This window comes from Macromonas bipunctata (assembly GCF_002837135.1).
Lineage (GTDB): Bacteria > Pseudomonadota > Gammaproteobacteria > Burkholderiales > Burkholderiaceae_C > Macromonas_A > Macromonas_A bipunctata.
The window spans coordinates 1-15,362 of the sequence record NZ_NWBQ01000033.1 but is presented as its reverse complement, the minus strand read 5'-3'; the positions used below and the strand labels follow the sequence as shown (position 1 = coordinate 15,362).

General features: G+C 52.5%; 15 protein-coding genes and 1 pseudogene. 14 read left to right on the top strand and 2 right to left on the bottom strand.

Features of this window, described 5'->3' with window-relative positions; genetic code table 11:
* Positions 1 to 55 precede the first annotated feature (55 nt).
* Together gap and CON76_RS05350 are read left to right on the top strand one after the other, a co-directional pair.
* Complete coding sequence (gap, locus tag CON76_RS05355; protein ID WP_101102354.1) at positions 56 to 1,072, top strand: type I glyceraldehyde-3-phosphate dehydrogenase; 1,017 nt, start codon at positions 56 to 58, stop codon at positions 1,070 to 1,072.
* Positions 1,073 to 1,174: 102 nt separating this feature from the next.
* Entirely contained in the window at positions 1,175 to 1,594 is a 420-nt protein-coding gene (locus CON76_RS05350; RefSeq protein WP_101102353.1) for a BLUF domain-containing protein, read from the top strand.
* A 1-nt stretch (position 1,595) separates the two neighbouring features.
* Here CON76_RS05350 and CON76_RS05345 read toward each other — a convergent pair whose 3' ends face one another.
* Together CON76_RS05345 and CON76_RS13700 are read right to left on the bottom strand one after the other, a co-directional pair.
* Complete coding sequence (locus CON76_RS05345; RefSeq protein WP_101102352.1) at positions 1,596 to 2,072, bottom strand: FKBP-type peptidyl-prolyl cis-trans isomerase; 477 nt, start codon at positions 2,070 to 2,072, stop codon at positions 1,596 to 1,598.
* A gap of 27 nt (positions 2,073 to 2,099) precedes the next feature.
* Positions 2,100 to 3,365 (bottom strand): helix-turn-helix domain-containing protein, encoded by a 1,266-nt coding sequence (locus CON76_RS13700; RefSeq protein WP_169928990.1) that lies wholly within the window; start codon positions 3,363 to 3,365, stop codon positions 2,100 to 2,102.
* A gap of 497 nt (positions 3,366 to 3,862) precedes the next feature.
* Between CON76_RS13700 and CON76_RS05335 the strand changes: the two genes are divergently transcribed.
* The 12 genes and pseudogenes from CON76_RS05335 (at position 3,863) to CON76_RS12775 (ending at position 15,179) form a co-directional block, all read left to right on the top strand.
* The gene (locus tag CON76_RS05335) at positions 3,863 to 4,240 is read left to right on the top strand and encodes a MarR family EPS-associated transcriptional regulator (RefSeq protein WP_101102350.1); all 378 of its coding nucleotides are present in this window, start codon (positions 3,863 to 3,865) and stop codon (positions 4,238 to 4,240) included.
* A 2-nt stretch (positions 4,241 to 4,242) separates the two neighbouring features.
* Complete coding sequence (locus CON76_RS05330; RefSeq protein ID WP_101102349.1) at positions 4,243 to 5,700, top strand: mannose-1-phosphate guanylyltransferase/mannose-6-phosphate isomerase; 1,458 nt, start codon at positions 4,243 to 4,245, stop codon at positions 5,698 to 5,700.
* Entirely contained in the window at positions 5,697 to 6,683 is a 987-nt protein-coding gene (fcl, locus tag CON76_RS05325) for a GDP-L-fucose synthase (RefSeq protein WP_101102348.1), read from the top strand. The genes CON76_RS05330 and fcl overlap by 4 nt, the downstream gene beginning before the upstream one ends.
* Positions 6,684 to 6,707: 24 nt before the next feature.
* Positions 6,708 to 7,835 carry a GDP-mannose 4,6-dehydratase gene (gmd, locus tag CON76_RS05320; RefSeq protein WP_101102347.1) on the top strand — a complete coding sequence of 376 codons (1,128 nt, stop codon included), beginning with the start codon at positions 6,708 to 6,710 and terminating at the stop codon, positions 7,833 to 7,835.
* A 63-nt stretch (positions 7,836 to 7,898) separates the two neighbouring features.
* Positions 7,899 to 9,251 (top strand): lipopolysaccharide biosynthesis protein, encoded by a 1,353-nt coding sequence (locus CON76_RS05315; RefSeq protein WP_169928988.1) that lies wholly within the window; start codon positions 7,899 to 7,901, stop codon positions 9,249 to 9,251.
* Between the two features lie 4 nt (positions 9,252 to 9,255).
* A complete protein-coding gene (locus tag CON76_RS05310; protein ID WP_101102345.1) occupies positions 9,256 to 10,365 on the top strand; it encodes a DegT/DnrJ/EryC1/StrS family aminotransferase in 1,110 nt (369 codons plus the stop codon).
* Between the two features lie 21 nt (positions 10,366 to 10,386).
* Positions 10,387 to 11,025 (top strand): NeuD/PglB/VioB family sugar acetyltransferase, encoded by a 639-nt coding sequence (locus tag CON76_RS12780; protein ID WP_145995338.1) that lies wholly within the window; start codon positions 10,387 to 10,389, stop codon positions 11,023 to 11,025.
* Positions 11,025 to 12,227: a glycosyltransferase gene (locus CON76_RS05305; RefSeq protein ID WP_101102344.1), complete on the top strand. Its 1,203-nt coding sequence runs from the start codon at positions 11,025 to 11,027 to the stop codon at positions 12,225 to 12,227. The genes CON76_RS12780 and CON76_RS05305 overlap by 1 nt, the downstream gene beginning before the upstream one ends.
* Before the next feature lie 90 nt (positions 12,228 to 12,317).
* A pseudogene (locus CON76_RS13830) lies at positions 12,318 to 12,668 on the top strand (helix-turn-helix domain-containing protein); the annotation flags it as partial.
* A complete protein-coding gene (locus CON76_RS13265; protein WP_420812913.1) occupies positions 12,560 to 13,333 on the top strand; it encodes a transposase in 774 nt (257 codons plus the stop codon). The pseudogene CON76_RS13830 and the gene CON76_RS13265, both read left to right, overlap by 109 nt.
* Before the next feature lie 17 nt (positions 13,334 to 13,350).
* Entirely contained in the window at positions 13,351 to 14,145 is a 795-nt protein-coding gene (locus tag CON76_RS05295) for a glycosyltransferase family 2 protein (RefSeq protein ID WP_101102343.1), read from the top strand.
* Positions 14,142 to 15,179, top strand: a complete 1,038-nt coding sequence (locus CON76_RS12775; RefSeq protein WP_145995336.1) for a glycosyltransferase — start codon at positions 14,142 to 14,144, stop codon at positions 15,177 to 15,179. The genes CON76_RS05295 and CON76_RS12775 overlap by 4 nt, the downstream gene beginning before the upstream one ends.
* The last annotated feature ends 183 nt before the right edge of the window (positions 15,180 to 15,362 follow it).

Genomic DNA, 15,362 nt, shown 5'->3' with positions numbered 1-15,362 from the left:
CGCCCGTCAGCGTCGTGTTCCACGATTCCGTGTTCTGACTCAAAAGGTAACCCCCATGACCATCAAGGTAGGTATCAACGGTTTTGGCCGCATTGGCCGTCTGGCGCTGCGCGCGGCCATCCGCGATTTTGCCGACATCGAAGTCGTCGGCATCAACGACCCCAAATCGGCCGACTACCTGGCCTACATGCTCAAGTACGACAGCGTGCATGGCCGCTTCCAAGGTGATGTGGCCTTTGAAGGCAACGAAGCCCTGATCGTCAACGGCAAGCGCATCCCGTTGAGCCACGAGCGCGACAACCCGCAGCTCAAGTGGGCCGACATGGGTGTGGACGTGGTGCTGGAATGCACCGGCCAGTTCTTGACCGCCGACACCTGCCAAGTCCACCTGGACGCCGGTGCCAAAAAAGTGGTGATCTCCGCCCCGTCCAAGGACGACGTGCCGATGTTCGTCTACGGTGTGAACCACACCCAGTACGCCGGCCAGGCCGTGGTGTCCAACGCCAGCTGCACCACCAACGCACTGGCCCCCGTGGCCAAGGCATTGAACGACAAGTGGGGCATCAAGCGTGGCCTGATGACCACCGTCCACGCTGCCACCGCCAGCCAAAAGACCGTGGACGGTACCTCGCGCAAAGATTGGCGCGGTGGCCGTGGTATTCTGGAAAACATCATCCCCAGCTCCACCGGTGCGGCCAAGGCGGTGGGCAAGGTGATCCCGGAACTGAACAAGAAGCTGACCGGCATGAGCTTCCGCGTGCCCACGTCCGATGTGTCGGTGGTGGACTTGACCGTGGAACTCAACACCGAGGCCAGCTACGAAGAGATCTGCGCCCAGATGAAGCTGCTGTCGGAAACGCCCGTGAGCGCAGGTGGCCTGCAAGGCGTGCTGGGTTACACCAACGAAAAAGTGGTCTCCACCGACTTCCGTGGCGAGAACTGCACCAGCGTGTTCGATGCCGAAGCCGGCCTGGCGCTGGACAACAGCTTCGTCAAGGTCGTGGCCTGGTACGACAACGAATGGGGCTACGCCGCCAAGTGCCTGGAAATGGTGCGCGTGGTGTCGGCCTGATGGCTTGAACCCATTACCGCTGCGGGTGTAACTGCCCGCCGCCAACCCGCCCCCGTGGCGGGTTTTTTGTCCCTGTCCGTCATTTTTCAGGAGTCCCCACCCATGTTCCAGCTCGTGTACCTCAGCTCCGCCAGCCAGCCCTTCAGTGAGGACGATCTGGTCGCCCTGCTGACCCAGGCTCGCCAGAACAACACCGCGCACGGCCTGACCGGCATGCTGCTCTACAAGGACGGCAACTTCATGCAGGTGCTCGAAGGCGACGAGGCCGAAGTGCGCCGCCTGTTCCACACCATCGAGCAAGACCCGCGCCACCACGGCACCACCGTGCTGCTGGAGGAACCCATCACGCAGCGCACCTTTGCCGACTGGTCGATGGGGTTCCGCCACCTGAGTGACGCCGACGTGCAGAAGATCGAAGGCTACAACCCCTTCATGCGCCAGACCTGGCACCGCGACAGCGTCACGCGCGACGACACCACCGGCTGCCTGGAAATCCTGCGCTTCTTCCGCGACAGCCGCTGATTCAGTGCTGGTGCCCGTGCGCACCGTGGGCGTGGCCGTGCGCAATCTCCTCGGCGCTGGCGGCTTGCACGTCCAGCACCTTGACGGCAAAGCGCAGCGTCTTGCCCGCGTGCGGGTGGTTGCCGTCCAAAATCACTTGCGGGCCTTTGATCTTCACCACGGTGAAGATGCGCTCGCCACCGTCGTCGGCCACGCCGCGCAAGGTGCCGCCCACCTTCACGCCGGGCGGAAAGTCCGACTTGGCAATCGTTTGTACCAGGCTCTCGTCGCGCGGGCCGAAGGCGTCCTCGGGCGCCAGCACCACGGTGGTGGCGTAGCCCACGGTCTGGCCTTCCAGCGCGGCCTCGATCTTTTCAAAGGTGTTGCCGTAACCGCCGTGCAGGTAGGCCATGGGCGCGTCGCTGGCTTCCAGCAGTTTGCCTTGTGCGTCGCTGACGCGGTAGCTGAGGGTGACGATGGTATTTTTGGTGATGTGCATGGTGGTGTAAGTGTAGTGGCGTGCGCTTCAACTGGCACCGGGCCGCTGTGCGCCAGTGTGGGCGCGCAGCTTGGGCAGCTGGATGCCCAGCACCTTGCACGCGGTGTGCAGCCGGTAGTGGCTCACGGTCTGCCCAGCCACAAACAGCTCGATGGCCTGGCGCGCCCAGCGCGTGTTGGGCGGCCCGCTTTTGGGGGTGCTGGGGGCGCCAGTGTCGTGCGGCCCGCCGTCGCGGGTGCAGATGGACTGGTCGCTGCTGATCTTGAGCCCCGCCAGGTACTGGCGCAGGTGCTCGTTGGCTTCCCGCCCGGCCCGGATGCGCGCTTCCTGTTTCTCTGCTGTCAATGCGGTGGGCGGCGGTTGCAGGCGGGCCAGCACCCGGGCGGCGGCCTGTGCATCCGCGCTGGGGGGCTCGGGCGCAGCAGGCGGCGGCGTGTAGTACTCGGCGCGGAAGAAGTTGCGCTTGGGGCGCGCCAGCACCCACTGCGCGGCCTGCAGCGGCGTCAGGCCCGCCTTGGCGGCCTCGGTGCCCAGTTGCACGATGTCGTGGTGGCACAGCGGATCCTTGCCGTTGCGCCGGCGCTGTGCGTTGAGCTGGCCGATGGTGTCGGCGTTGATCGCGCCACCGCCATCTGCGCCACCAGCCTGGATGGTGGCTGGCGCTGGGGCAGGGCGGCTGATGGGGTCGGTGGTGCCAGTGCAGGCGGCCTGCGGTAACGGGGCTGATGTGGGTGCCGGGCTGGGCACAGGAGCAGGAGCCTCCATGTGCAGTGTTGGGGCCCGGCTCGTAACAGGCGCTATGTCCGGCGCAGACGTAGGTGCAGGCGCTGGCGTCAGATCGGGGTCGCATACGGGGGCGAATGTCGGCATGGGCGCCGGTGCGAGCGCTGGTGCGGGCGCTGGTGCCGGGGCCGCCACCACTGGCGGCCTCTCGGGTGCGCTGGCGGTGCTGGCAACATTGGCCGACGCGCTGGCCCGCTGCCACACGTCCTCCAGCTGCACCTGGTAGATGTTGGTGCCGCTGTGGTGTATGCCCACGCACTTCAGCAGGCCCAGCTGCTCCAGCTGGCCAATGTGCTGCGTGACCGTGCGGCGCGACCAGCCACTTTCGCGCGCCAGCGTGTTGATGCTGCAAAAGCACTGCCGGTGCTCGCGGTTGGCGTGGCTGGCGATGGTGAACAAAATCCAGCGGCTCACGCCCGACAGCGTGCAACGCTGCATCATGTGCCGCACAAGGTCGAGGTTAACGTATAGCTGCCGCTGCGGTGCAACGGGCGTGTGGGTGTCAGCCATGGTGTTGGCTCCGTTTCGAACAGGTTGTATGACCACCTGCTCTGCACCGCTGCGAAACGGTAAGGGCAGGCACATGCGGGGTTCGCAGACCGGCAAAACGGAACCGGCGAGCCTCGCGGCTCCCCCGCATGGCTGCCCAACAACGGTGCCATGCGCGCAACACATGGCAATATTCGGAAGAATTTGAGCCAAGCGCCGCCTTGTCGAGTGGCAAGGAACGGCTGTTGCGACGTTTTGCTACAGGCTGCGAAACCCGTGGCGCGGATTCTAGCGGAAAGGGCCGCTAGCGGCCCCGTCAGCCTGGAGGATGCGGCACCACCACCCACCCGTTGCACCAGAAAATAATCCTGTTCAGTACCCGAACGGAAAGCAATCCTGCGGTAGACTCGTCCGGCTTTTAGCAGAAGTGCGCCAAACTTTTGCCCCCGTTGATCCTGCAGACCGCGCTGGCCGATCGTGACACGGCATGGCGGTAGCGTGCCCAAAACACCCAAAACATGCCCAGCCGCCCAGCCAAGATCCAGGAAGAGACCCATTTCCGGATCATGCGCCTCTTGCAAGACAACCCGGATCTCACCCAGCGCGAGCTGGCAGATAGGCTCGGCATGAGCGTGGGTGGCCTGAACTACGGCCTCAACGCCCTCATCGACAAGGGCTTTGTAAAGATGGCCAACTTCCAGAAAAGTAAGAACAAGTTCAAGTACGTCTACCTGCTCACGCCCCAGGGCATTGCCGAAAAAGTGGCGCTGATCAGCCGTTTCCTGAAGCGTAAAATGCGAGAGTACGATGCATTGAAGCTGGAAATTGAGGCATTAAAGTCCGAAGTAAGTGAATATCAAGAAGGTGGGCAAAAAGCCCTTCATCAAACCATATGAGTATGATTTCAGCTACCCCCGTCATCCTCTGCGGCGGCTCCGGCACCCGCCTGTGGCCACTCTCGCGTGCTGGCTTTCCCAAGCAGTTTCTCAGCCTGACAGGTGTTGAAAGCCTGTTCCAGCAAGCAGCGCAGCGACTCGTTGCTCTTGGTGTGGACGACATTCAGGTTGCCAAACCTATCATCGTCACTGGCGAAGAACACCGCTTTTTGGCTGCAGAGCAACTGCGCGAAGCTGGCATTGAATTGGGCGTTGCCTTGCTAGAACCTGTGGGTCGCAACACCGCTCCTGCACTCACCTTGGCCGCGCTCGCTGCTCTTGCCAACGGCCAAGACCCGGTTTTGGTCGTTACGCCAGCCGATCAGACCGTTGTCGACACTGCCGCTTTTACCCAAGCCATGCAGCAAGCCGTGCGCGAGGCCAGCCACGACAGCATCGTCATACTGGGTATCACACCCGATCGACCCGAAACCGGCTACGGGTACATTCAGGTTCAAGCACACAGTCATCAACCCGCGATGGTCGTGCAGCGTTTTGTCGAAAAGCCCAATGCCGCTACGGCGCAACAGTATCTGAATGAGGGTGGCTACTACTGGAACGCCGGTATGTTCGTGCTCAAGGCCTCTGTCTGGCTCAAGGCGCTCGAGCAGTTCCGGCCCGATATTTACCAAGCCACCCGGCAGGCTTGGGGCAAATGCCACACAGATGCCAGCCCCACCACGCCTTTTGTACGCCCTAGCAAAGCTGAATTTACCGCCATTCCGTCCGAGTCCATTGATTACGCTGTCATGGAACGCTGCCCGGGCAGCGCCTTCGCTATCAAGATGGTGCCGCTGAATGCTGGTTGGAGTGATCTGGGCGCGTGGGATGCCGTTTGGAGCGTCTTGCCTAAAGATGAAAACGGAAATGCCCACATAGGCGATGTGTTGACCACCGACAGCCGTAACACCTTGGTGCATGCTTCCAGCCGTTTGGTCAGTCTGGTGGGAGTGGACAACCTCGTCGTGGTGGAAACGCCCGATGCTGTGTTAGTGGCCGACAAAACCCGCAGCCAAGATGTGAAACACATCGTTAACCAATTGCAGGCTACCAGGCGCGAAGAGCACACCCTGCACCGCAAGGTACACAGGCCATGGGGTTGGTACGACAGCATAGACGAAGGCGGTCGCTTCAAGGTCAAGCGTATTCAAGTGAAACCCGGTGCCAGCCTGAGCCTGCAAAAACACCACCATCGAGCTGAGCATTGGATTGTTGTTAAAGGCACAGCTGAGATCACCAATGGCGATAAAGTACTGTTGTTGACAGAAAACCAGTCTACCTATATTCCACTGGGCGAAGTGCATCGCTTGGCCAATCCCGGTACCATTCCGCTCGAAATCATCGAAGTGCAGTCTGGCAGCTACTTGGGCGAAGACGACATCGTTCGATTTGAAGACACTTACGGGCGAACCAACCGATGAGTCAATACCCCAAAATTTACGTTGCTGGCCATCGGGGCATGGTGGGTTCTGCCATTGTGCGCCAGCTGTTGGCCCAAGGTCATCCGGCTGAACGCATTGTCACGCGCACACACTCAGAGCTGGATCTAACCAACCAAGCCGATGTCAATACATTCTTTACGGCTGAAAAACCCGATCAGGTTTACTTGGCCGCAGCCAAGGTAGGCGGCATCTACGCCAACAACGCCTACCCGGCTGAATTCATCTATCAGAACTTGATGATGCAGGCTAACGTCGTCGATGCGGCCTTTCGCAGTGGTGTGCAAAAGCTGTTGTTCTTGGGTTCTAGCTGTATCTATCCCAAGTTAGCTGCACAGCCTATGCGTGAAGCAGCTTTGCTGACCGGCACTCTGGAATCGACCAATGAGCCGTACGCGATCGCTAAGATTGCTGGTATCAAGTTGTGCGAGTCCTACAACCGCCAGTACGGCAGCAGCCACGGTGTGGACTACCGCAGCGTCATGCCGACCAATCTGTACGGCCCGGGCGATAACTACCACCCTGAAAACTCCCACGTTATTCCAGCACTGATTCGGCGTTTTCACGAAGCCAAGGTCAGCGGCGCGGTAAGCGTTCCGATTTGGGGTACGGGTACGCCAATGCGTGAATTTCTGTATGTCGACGACATGGCGGCCGCCAGTGTTCATGTCATGAACCTGCCCAAAGTGGTGTACGAGCGGCATACGCAGCCGATGCTCAGCCATATCAATGTCGGATACGGTTCTGATGTAACAATCGCTGAAGTCGCTCGCACCATTGCGCAAGTCGTAGGCTACCAAGGTGAGATCACTTTCGATACCAGCAAGCCTGATGGTACCCCGCGCAAACTTATGGATAGCTCACGTCTGCAAGGTTTGGGTTGGCAGCCTAAAATTGGTCTGGCGGAAGGCTTGAAACAAGCCTATGCCAACTTCCTTGCCTGTTCTGACGTTCGTTCCAAGTAAAACAACTAGGGAAGCCTCCGCATCATGACGCAAACCAAAAAAGTCGCTCTTATTACCGGTATCACAGGCCAAGACGGCTCCTATCTGGCCGAGTTTTTGCTCGAAAAAGGCTATACCGTACACGGTATTAAGCGCCGTGGTAGCCTGTTTAATACCCAGAGAATCGATCATATTTACCAAGATCCTCATATCCAGAATAGCCAGTTTAAGCTGCACTATGGCGATTTGTCTGACACCAGCAATTTGGTTCGTATCATTCAGGAAACACAACCCGACGAGATCTACAACCTTGGCGCTATGAGCCATGTGGCGGTGTCGTTCGAGAGCCCGGAGTACACGGCGGATGTTGACGGCATTGGCACGCTGCGCATTCTTGAAGCGATTCGCATCCTGGGCTTGGAAAAGAAGACCCGCTTCTATCAGGCCAGCACCAGCGAACTGTACGGTTTGGTGCAGGAAATTCCGCAGAAAGAAACTACCCCTTTCTACCCCCGTAGTCCCTATGCGGTGGCCAAGCTGTACGCCTATTGGATCACGGTCAACTACCGCGAGGCTTATGGTATCTATGCCTGCAACGGTATTCTGTTTAACCATGAAAGTCCGCGCCGGGGCGAAACTTTCGTCACGCGCAAAATCACGCGCGGTTTGGCCAATATCGCGCAAGGTCTGGAAGACTGCCTTTACATGGGCAATATGGATGCGTTACGCGACTGGGGCCACGCCAAGGATTATGTCCGCATGCAATGGATGATGCTGCAACAAGATCAGCCCGAGGACTTCGTGATCGCTACTGGCGTGCAATACAGTGTGCGTCAGTTCATCGAATGGTCGGCAGCTGAGTTGGGTATTAAGCTGCGTTTCGAGGGGCAGGGCGTGGACGAAATTGCCATTATCGACAGCATTACGGGCGACAAAGCTCCGGCGCTGAATCCCGGTCAAGTCATCGTCAAAATCGATCCCCGCTATTTCCGTCCGACCGAAGTTGAGACCTTGCTGGGTGACCCGAGCAAGGCCAAAGACAAACTTGGCTGGGTACCCGAGATCACCGTTCAGTCCATGTGTCAGGAAATGGTGCAAGCAGACTTGCAGGAAGCCAAGCGGCATGCACTGTTGAAATCGCATGGTTATGCGGTTAATGTCAGTTTGGAATAAGTCCAGGCGATTGCAAGCCTTTGTCTAATCAGACGCGACAGTTGTTAACTGTGTGACAATCCCGTGAACCCTTACGTTCGCAGCGTCAGGACTGCCCTGCAAAAAATCGACGCGCGTACAAAGCGTGTGGTTGCTGTGGCAGCTGCCAGTTATTTGGGGCGTTTCGGCCAAGGCATCGCAGTTTTGGTGAACCTGCCACTGGCTAGGGAGAGCTTGAGTCCTGAGTTGTTCGGCGTTTGGATGATGCTAAGTGCGTTACTGGGCTTCATGGCATTTGCAGATCTGGGTATTGGCAACGGTGTTCTTAACGAAGCGACCAAAGCCAAGGCGACGGGTAACCAAGAGCTTCTGCAACGAACGCTGGCATCGGGGTACGTGATTACTGGTATCGTCGGATGTTCGTTGCTTTTGATTTGGATTGCTTGGATCAAGTTCAGCATCGAACCCACAGCACTGGCAGGAGCCATCTCGGTCGAGAATCAACCAGAAGTATTGAAAGCACTGTCCATTTTTGCTGTTGTGTTGGCTGTCAACATTCCAGCCAGTTTGATACTGCGGGTGCAGTTAGGAGCTCAGCAGGGCTATCTGAATGGTCTGAATCAACTGGCCTACGCCGTGTTGACCATGATTTTGGTTCCACTCACCCTCCATTTGGGTGGAAGCGTTTCGGAGTTGGTACTGGCGACACTCGGTATTCAAGCCCTTATTAATACACTCAATTCAGTGATCTGGCTCCAGCGTCATGGTATGTTGCGTGTGCATAGCTGGATGCGTTTGCTGGACGCACAGACTGCGGTGTCGTTACTGCAAACGGGCGGTATGTTCTTCTTGTTGCAACTGGCGGTGGCTTTTGCTTTCCAGTCGGATGCTATCGTCATTGCCCAAACGCTGGGCCAGTCAGCTTATGGTGACTTTGCGGTTGTTCAGAAGCTTTTCTTATTCATTTCTATGCTGTTGAGTGCAGCCATGGTAGGGTTGTGGCCGGCCTTTGGTGAGGCTTTAGCAAGCAATCAAAAGGCATGGGCTATCAAAGCTCTTAAACGGGGTATGGCAACGGCAGCGATCATTACGCTACTGGGTGTCAGTGCGCTAGCGGCCGCCATACCGTGGATCCTTGAATACTGGATGAAAGCGTCAGTTCAACCGGTGTGGGGGCTTATTCTGGCCCTCGCTACTTGGACTGTAATTGACGGTGTTGCCAGTGTTGCTGGAGCTTTCATGAACGGTGCAAACATGCTACGTCCTCAACTCCTGATGGCTGTAGGTATGGCTGGCACCGCCTTTGCTGCCAAGTGGTTGCTGACTCCCCTGCTAGGTGCTACAGGTGCCGTTCTCGGTACCATTCTCGCTTATTGTTTGATCTCTGTGCCAGGACAGATCTATATCTTAAAACGGGTGTTCAACGCCAGGAAATAATGCCATGAGCAACAATCGAATCCCTGTCTATCAGCCCGATTTGGGTGGCAACGTCAAGAAATATGTCAATGAGTGTCTCGACACTTCATGGATCTCTTCACGTGGCCGATTCGTCACTGAGTTTGAAAACAACTTTTCTGAAAAGATTGGTGTTGAACATGCCGCATCAGTATCAAATGGTACCGTCGCGCTTCATTTAGCACTGTTGGCACTTGGTATTGGGCCTGGTGACGAGGTCATCGTGCCTACCCTGACCTATATTGCTTCTGTCAACGCCATCAACTATTGCAACGCCACGCCGGTTTTTGTTGATTCGGTGCGCGACACTTGGCAGATAGACCCAGAAGATATTCGCCGGCATATCACGCCCCGTACCCGTGCCATCATGCCCGTGCACCTGTATGGGCAGGCTTGCGATATGGACGCTATCATGGCCATCGCACAAGAGCATCGACTGTTTGTGATCGAAGATTGTGCAGAAGCGTTCGGAACGCTTTACAAGGGCCGTCATGTCGGCACCTTCGGCGATATTTCTACCTTCAGCTTTTTTGGCAACAAGACAATCACCACGGGCGAGGGTGGAATGGTTGTCAGCCCAGACAAGACTTTGATTGAGCGGGCACGACACCTCAAAGGACAAGGCTTGGCTGCACATCGCGAATACTGGCACGATGGCGTAGGCTACAACTATCGCATGACGAACATCCAGGCAGCCATTGGTCTGGCGCAACTGGAGCGCAGCGACGAGTTTATCGAACGCAAGCGTGCTATTGCTGTGCTGTACGGAGAATTGTTGCGTGACACGCCGGTGGAAATTCACCGTGAAGCGCCCGACACCCGTCACAGTTACTGGATGACCAGCATATTGGTCGAGCGCGCGGATCTCCGCGACCCCTTGCGACAGCACCTCGCCGAAGCCTGTATCGAAACGCGACCGCTGTTCTATCCGGTGCATACCATGCCAATGCACTCTAGGAACTTCCGCCGTCATCCGGTTGCAGAAGATCTGGCATGGCGTGGCATCAACCTGCCTAGCTATCCTGGCCTGACGGATGAACAGGTAAAGTATGTATGCGAGAAAATTCGAGAATTTTTCAAAAAATTCTCTAAATAATAGATATCCAAAGCAATCGTTATGAAGCCGCTCTATATCATAGGCACTAATGGTTTTGCCAAAGAGGTTGGACAGTTGGCCGGCCTAATCAACGCAGTCCAATCTCGCTGGAGTCGAATCGAATACCTTGCAGAGAATAAAAGTAACATTGGTGTAGATTTTCCCTATGGTCAAGTTACTGGCACCGATGAATTATTGAATCGGGAGGATGAGGCAGATATCGTCATTGGTATTGGTCGACCTAAGATCAGGCAGCGTATTGCCGAAGCTATTCTAGCCCGCCCATGGCTCAGCGTTCCCAACCTCATTCATCCCAAGAGCGAGATTGACCCGAAGTGGGTTCAGCTGGGAAAGGGCAATATACTGACTAGTGGCACAGTATTTACCTGTGATATTACAATTGGCGACTTCAATGTCTTCAACCTCAATTGCACAATCGGACATGATGTTCATGTAGGGAGCTATTCTGTGATTAACCCAGGCTGCAACATTTCGGGTGGTGTTAGCTTGGGAGACCGATGTTTAGTGGGTACCGGCGTACAGGTTCTTGAGAATTTGAGCATTGTTTCAGACACTACAGTCGGTGCTGGTGCCTTGGTCTCAAAATCGATCACTGAACCTGCCATCTATGTTGGTATCCCTGCCAAACCTCTGAAGTGATGCGCATAGGCATACTTGGTCATGGCTTTATGGAGTGGGGCGGGGGGCTTGACTTTCTGCGTATGATTGCTGGCAGCTTACTGGTTGCAGATCCAACTGTAGAGCTTCACTTTCTTTTTCCTATTGCAGGACCGCGTTACCAAACGCGCATGCAACTTCGACGTTTGAAAAAAGTCGTTTGTAAAGGTTTAGGCCGTCCATATGCGGACAACAAGGTTCCAAATTGGCATCATTTAGATGATTTAGTTTTTAGCATCGGTGGCAAGTCGTATGCTCATCGCATCGATACGGGTATGGGAGCACTTCGTCGGGCTACTAAGAAATACCAGCTGGATGTGTTGCTGCCATCTATTAGCCCGCTCAAAAATCAGACCGTGCCATGGATCGGATACCTTTACGACTATCAACACGCCTATTATCCAGAGTTTTTTACGTCCGAGGAAATTTTAGCGAGAAATTCGCAGTTTGAAAATATGCTGGCATCAGCGAGTCATGTGATTGTTAACGCTCAGGCCGTAGCTGATGACATTAAACGCTTCAATCCTGAACATCGTGCAGAAATTGTTGCACTTCCATTTTCTGCTGCACCCAATCCGAAGTGGTTGGAGCTTGAGCCAGCGGATTTAAAAACATATGGAATTACCTGCCCCTACTTTATCATAAGCAATCAGTTCTGGCAGCATAAAGATCATAAAACTGCTTGGCATGCATTGGCATTGGTTCTGCGCCAATATCCAGATATTCAGCTTGTTTGCACTGGTGAAACACATGATTATCGCAATCCAAACCATTTTAGTGGCTTGATGGAGCTTGCGGAACAATTGGGAATAACGCATCGACTTCTGGTGCTGGGTTTGATACCAAAAGATGAGCAAATTCGTCTAGTGCGCAGTGCCGTCGCAATGGTACAGCCCTCATTGTTTGAGGGCGGCCCAGGAGGGGGGGCTGTGTTTGATGCAATCTCCTTGGGCGTGCCTTGTATTGTTTCGGATATTCCGGTTAACTGTGAGTTAAATGAATCTAGCGTTGTTTTTTTTGAGGCTGGGAATCATGTTTCTTTGGCTAATCAGATGATTAAAGAAATAAAAAAAGAAAATATAAAAGTTAGTTTATCATCAGAAGATTTAATTTCCTTGGGAAGTAGTCGCCGTCAGTTGTGCGGCAAGATTGTGTATAATGTTATTCGTGGTGCTATAGGGTAAAGAATTTATTTAAACATAATTAATATATGTTTTGGCAATTTTTATTATTGATCTGGCAATCATTAGCCCGAACGTTCTAATCTTTCGGCTATGAACAAGATTGATGCCAGAAAGCTGTCGCCTGATGCGCTCAAGGTGTTGCGCAGGCAGGCATTGCACATGCGCGAAACGCTGCAACTGCCGTGGCGTGAGATTGTGCGCGTCATGGGTGTGCATGTGACGACGATGCTGGCCTGGGCACAACGCTACGCCAGTGAAGGCGAGGCGGGACTGAAATTCAAGAAACCCGGACGGGCGTACCTCTCGGGCCGTACGCTCAACTTGGGTCAGGAGTGGGTGTTGCGCACCGTGATAACAAGCGAGAGTCCCTCGGTGCGTGGGTTGTACTTTGCGTTGTGGAACCGGCGCGCGGTGGGCCAGCTGGTGCAGCAACTCTTTGGTATCGAGATGCCGATACGCACGGTGGGCGAGTATCTCATGCGCTGGAGCAAAAGCCGCTGGACGTGCAGCACTGGCTGCAGGACATCTACCCCGTCATTGCACGCAGGGCCAAGGAGGAGTCGGGCATCATTTACTGGGCCGATGAGACTGCTGTGGTGCAAGATGGGCACTGGGTGCGCGGTTACGTCCCGGCAGGCCAGACACCGGAGCTGGTGGCCAGCAGCAAACGCTTTCGCCTGGCGATGGTCTCGGCGGTGAGCAACCAAGGGTTGGTGCGCTTTGAGTTTTTGGAGGGTGCGCCAACACCCACAGCACACTGGGCTTCACGCAAAAGCTGGTGGCCGACAAGTGCGGGGCACAAAGTGTTTCTGATTATGGACAACCTCAGGGCGCACCATGCCAAGGACGTGACCGCTTGGGCGCAAGCGCACGCGGGCCAGATCGAGCTGTTCTACCTGCCACCCTACACCCCGCAGCCCAACCCCGATGAGTACCTCAACCGCGATTTCAAGACCGAGTCGCGCAGTGCCAACCGCTGCAGCATGGCCAGCAGCCTGCGTGCACAAGCCGCCGCCTTCATGGAGTTTCTGGCCACAATGCCGGAACGTGTGAAATCCTATTTCAATCATGAGCCAGTTGTTTTTGCTGCTTGCTCGGTTCTATAATTATAGAATTAATAAAAATGATTTTCAACAAATTTGAACTAAATAAAAAAAATAATATAGATGTTTCTGTAATTACTGTTACGTATCAATCAGAAAAAACTTTGGAGGAGACTATTATATCCGTTATTGCGCAAAAAATGGTTAATATTGAGTATATTATTATTGATGGAGGTAGTGCTGATAAGACTGTTGATATAATTAAAAAATACTCAGAAGTAATTGACTGCTGGATAAGTGAGGAAGATAATGGGATCTATGATGCAATGAATAAGGGAATTAAAATTGCTCGTGGAAAATGGATTGCAATTCTTAATTCTGATGATAAATATATTGATGAATTTGCGTTAAGCCAAATTTGTGAAGTTGGAGATAAATATGATGTAGTAGCCTCACCTGTCCTGATAAAAAGAGATGAAGATGTGAAAATATTTAACATTGATCATGGTCGAAAACTATACAAAAATATCCCATATATGCACACAGGAATTTTTGTAAAAAGATGTGTGTACGAAAACATAGTTGGATTATTTGATTTGCAATATAAAATTGCATCTGATATAGATTTTATTTTCAGATTAATTAAAAATAATGTAAGTTTTTTGGAGCTTGAAAAGCCTTTTGTGGAGATGAAAGATGGCGGTGCCAGTTTTAAAAACTATTATCGTGGAAGATATGAATACGCAAAAGCCTACATTGATAACTTCGGGTCTCCAATTAAAGCGGCTTTAGGATTTTTTGCTACGACTTTAGAGTTCTATTTGTATCATAAAATTTGGTTAAGAAAAATTATAAGAGAAATAAAAAAAACATGAAGTACTATATTTGTAATACCCAATCAAAATCTGGAATTGCGCGTTATGCAGAAAATATACATAGATATATATTGAAAGATTATGGATATAAATTAATTGATCCAAGTTGTGTAACAGAATTAAGCTACGAACATCTTCTGAATGGAGTTTTTATGTTCGAGTTAGGCTCTAATCAGTTTAGTGAATCGGCGGCGCTAAACTATGTACTGAAATGTGGGGGAAGAAACATTTCAGTGACATTGCACGACCCTCCATTTATTACATTCCCTTATTTTCATTTTAAAAATAAATACGTAAATAAGATTTCAAAAGCATTTGATTATTATTTGAATACTTTTGGAATTCAGTCGCGCATACTTAGATTGTGTTCCAGTGTGTACGTGCTTAGTCATAAAGGCGCAACTGAACTAATACGTCGTCACAATCTGAATAACGTAAAAGTTATTCCACATCTTGTAGTCGATGTTTTAGAAAGTGTTGAAATAAAATCATTAAACAATAATATTATATATTTTGGATTTATAGGCCCAGGAAAAGGTATTGAGTATGCTCTTCAGCTTCATGAAGAAATTACAAAAACTATACCTAGTAGTGTAATTTATGTGGTGGGTGAGCCAATAAATAATGATGGAAAGGCTTATTTATCTTATCTTAAACGTAAATACATTAATAATGTTCAGTATCTTGGGTACGTAAATGAAGAGCAGCTTCATGAGGTTTTTGGCTGCGCTACGCATGTATTTCTCCCTTTTAAAAATTATAAGTATATTTTACCTTTTAGTGGATCTTTGTTGTATGGAATGAAGAAAGGGAAGTTGTTATGGACAACCAAGGTTAACTGTGTTGATGAAATTATTGAAAATGATGTAAATGGTCAATATTTGAGTGGAAATATTATTGAGGATGCAGAAAAATTCTATAATTTATCAAGAAATCCTGTAAATGTATGCTGCATGATTGAAAAAAGTATAGAAAAATTAATTGAGCAATATAATGTAAAATATGTAGCAGAGAAAATCATGGCTCATTATTAATTTTTTTCAATTGCCAACCCTAATGATTTAAAAAACAATTAGTGCATGATTGAAATAAAATATCACCTATTTCGGTGTTGTGGCCAGAAACTCCATGAAGTAGATTTCACGTCACGGACGATTGTATGTTCTAAGTTAGACGCAGTAAGTTTTTTCATAATCCATGCTGCCAAGCCCGTTTTT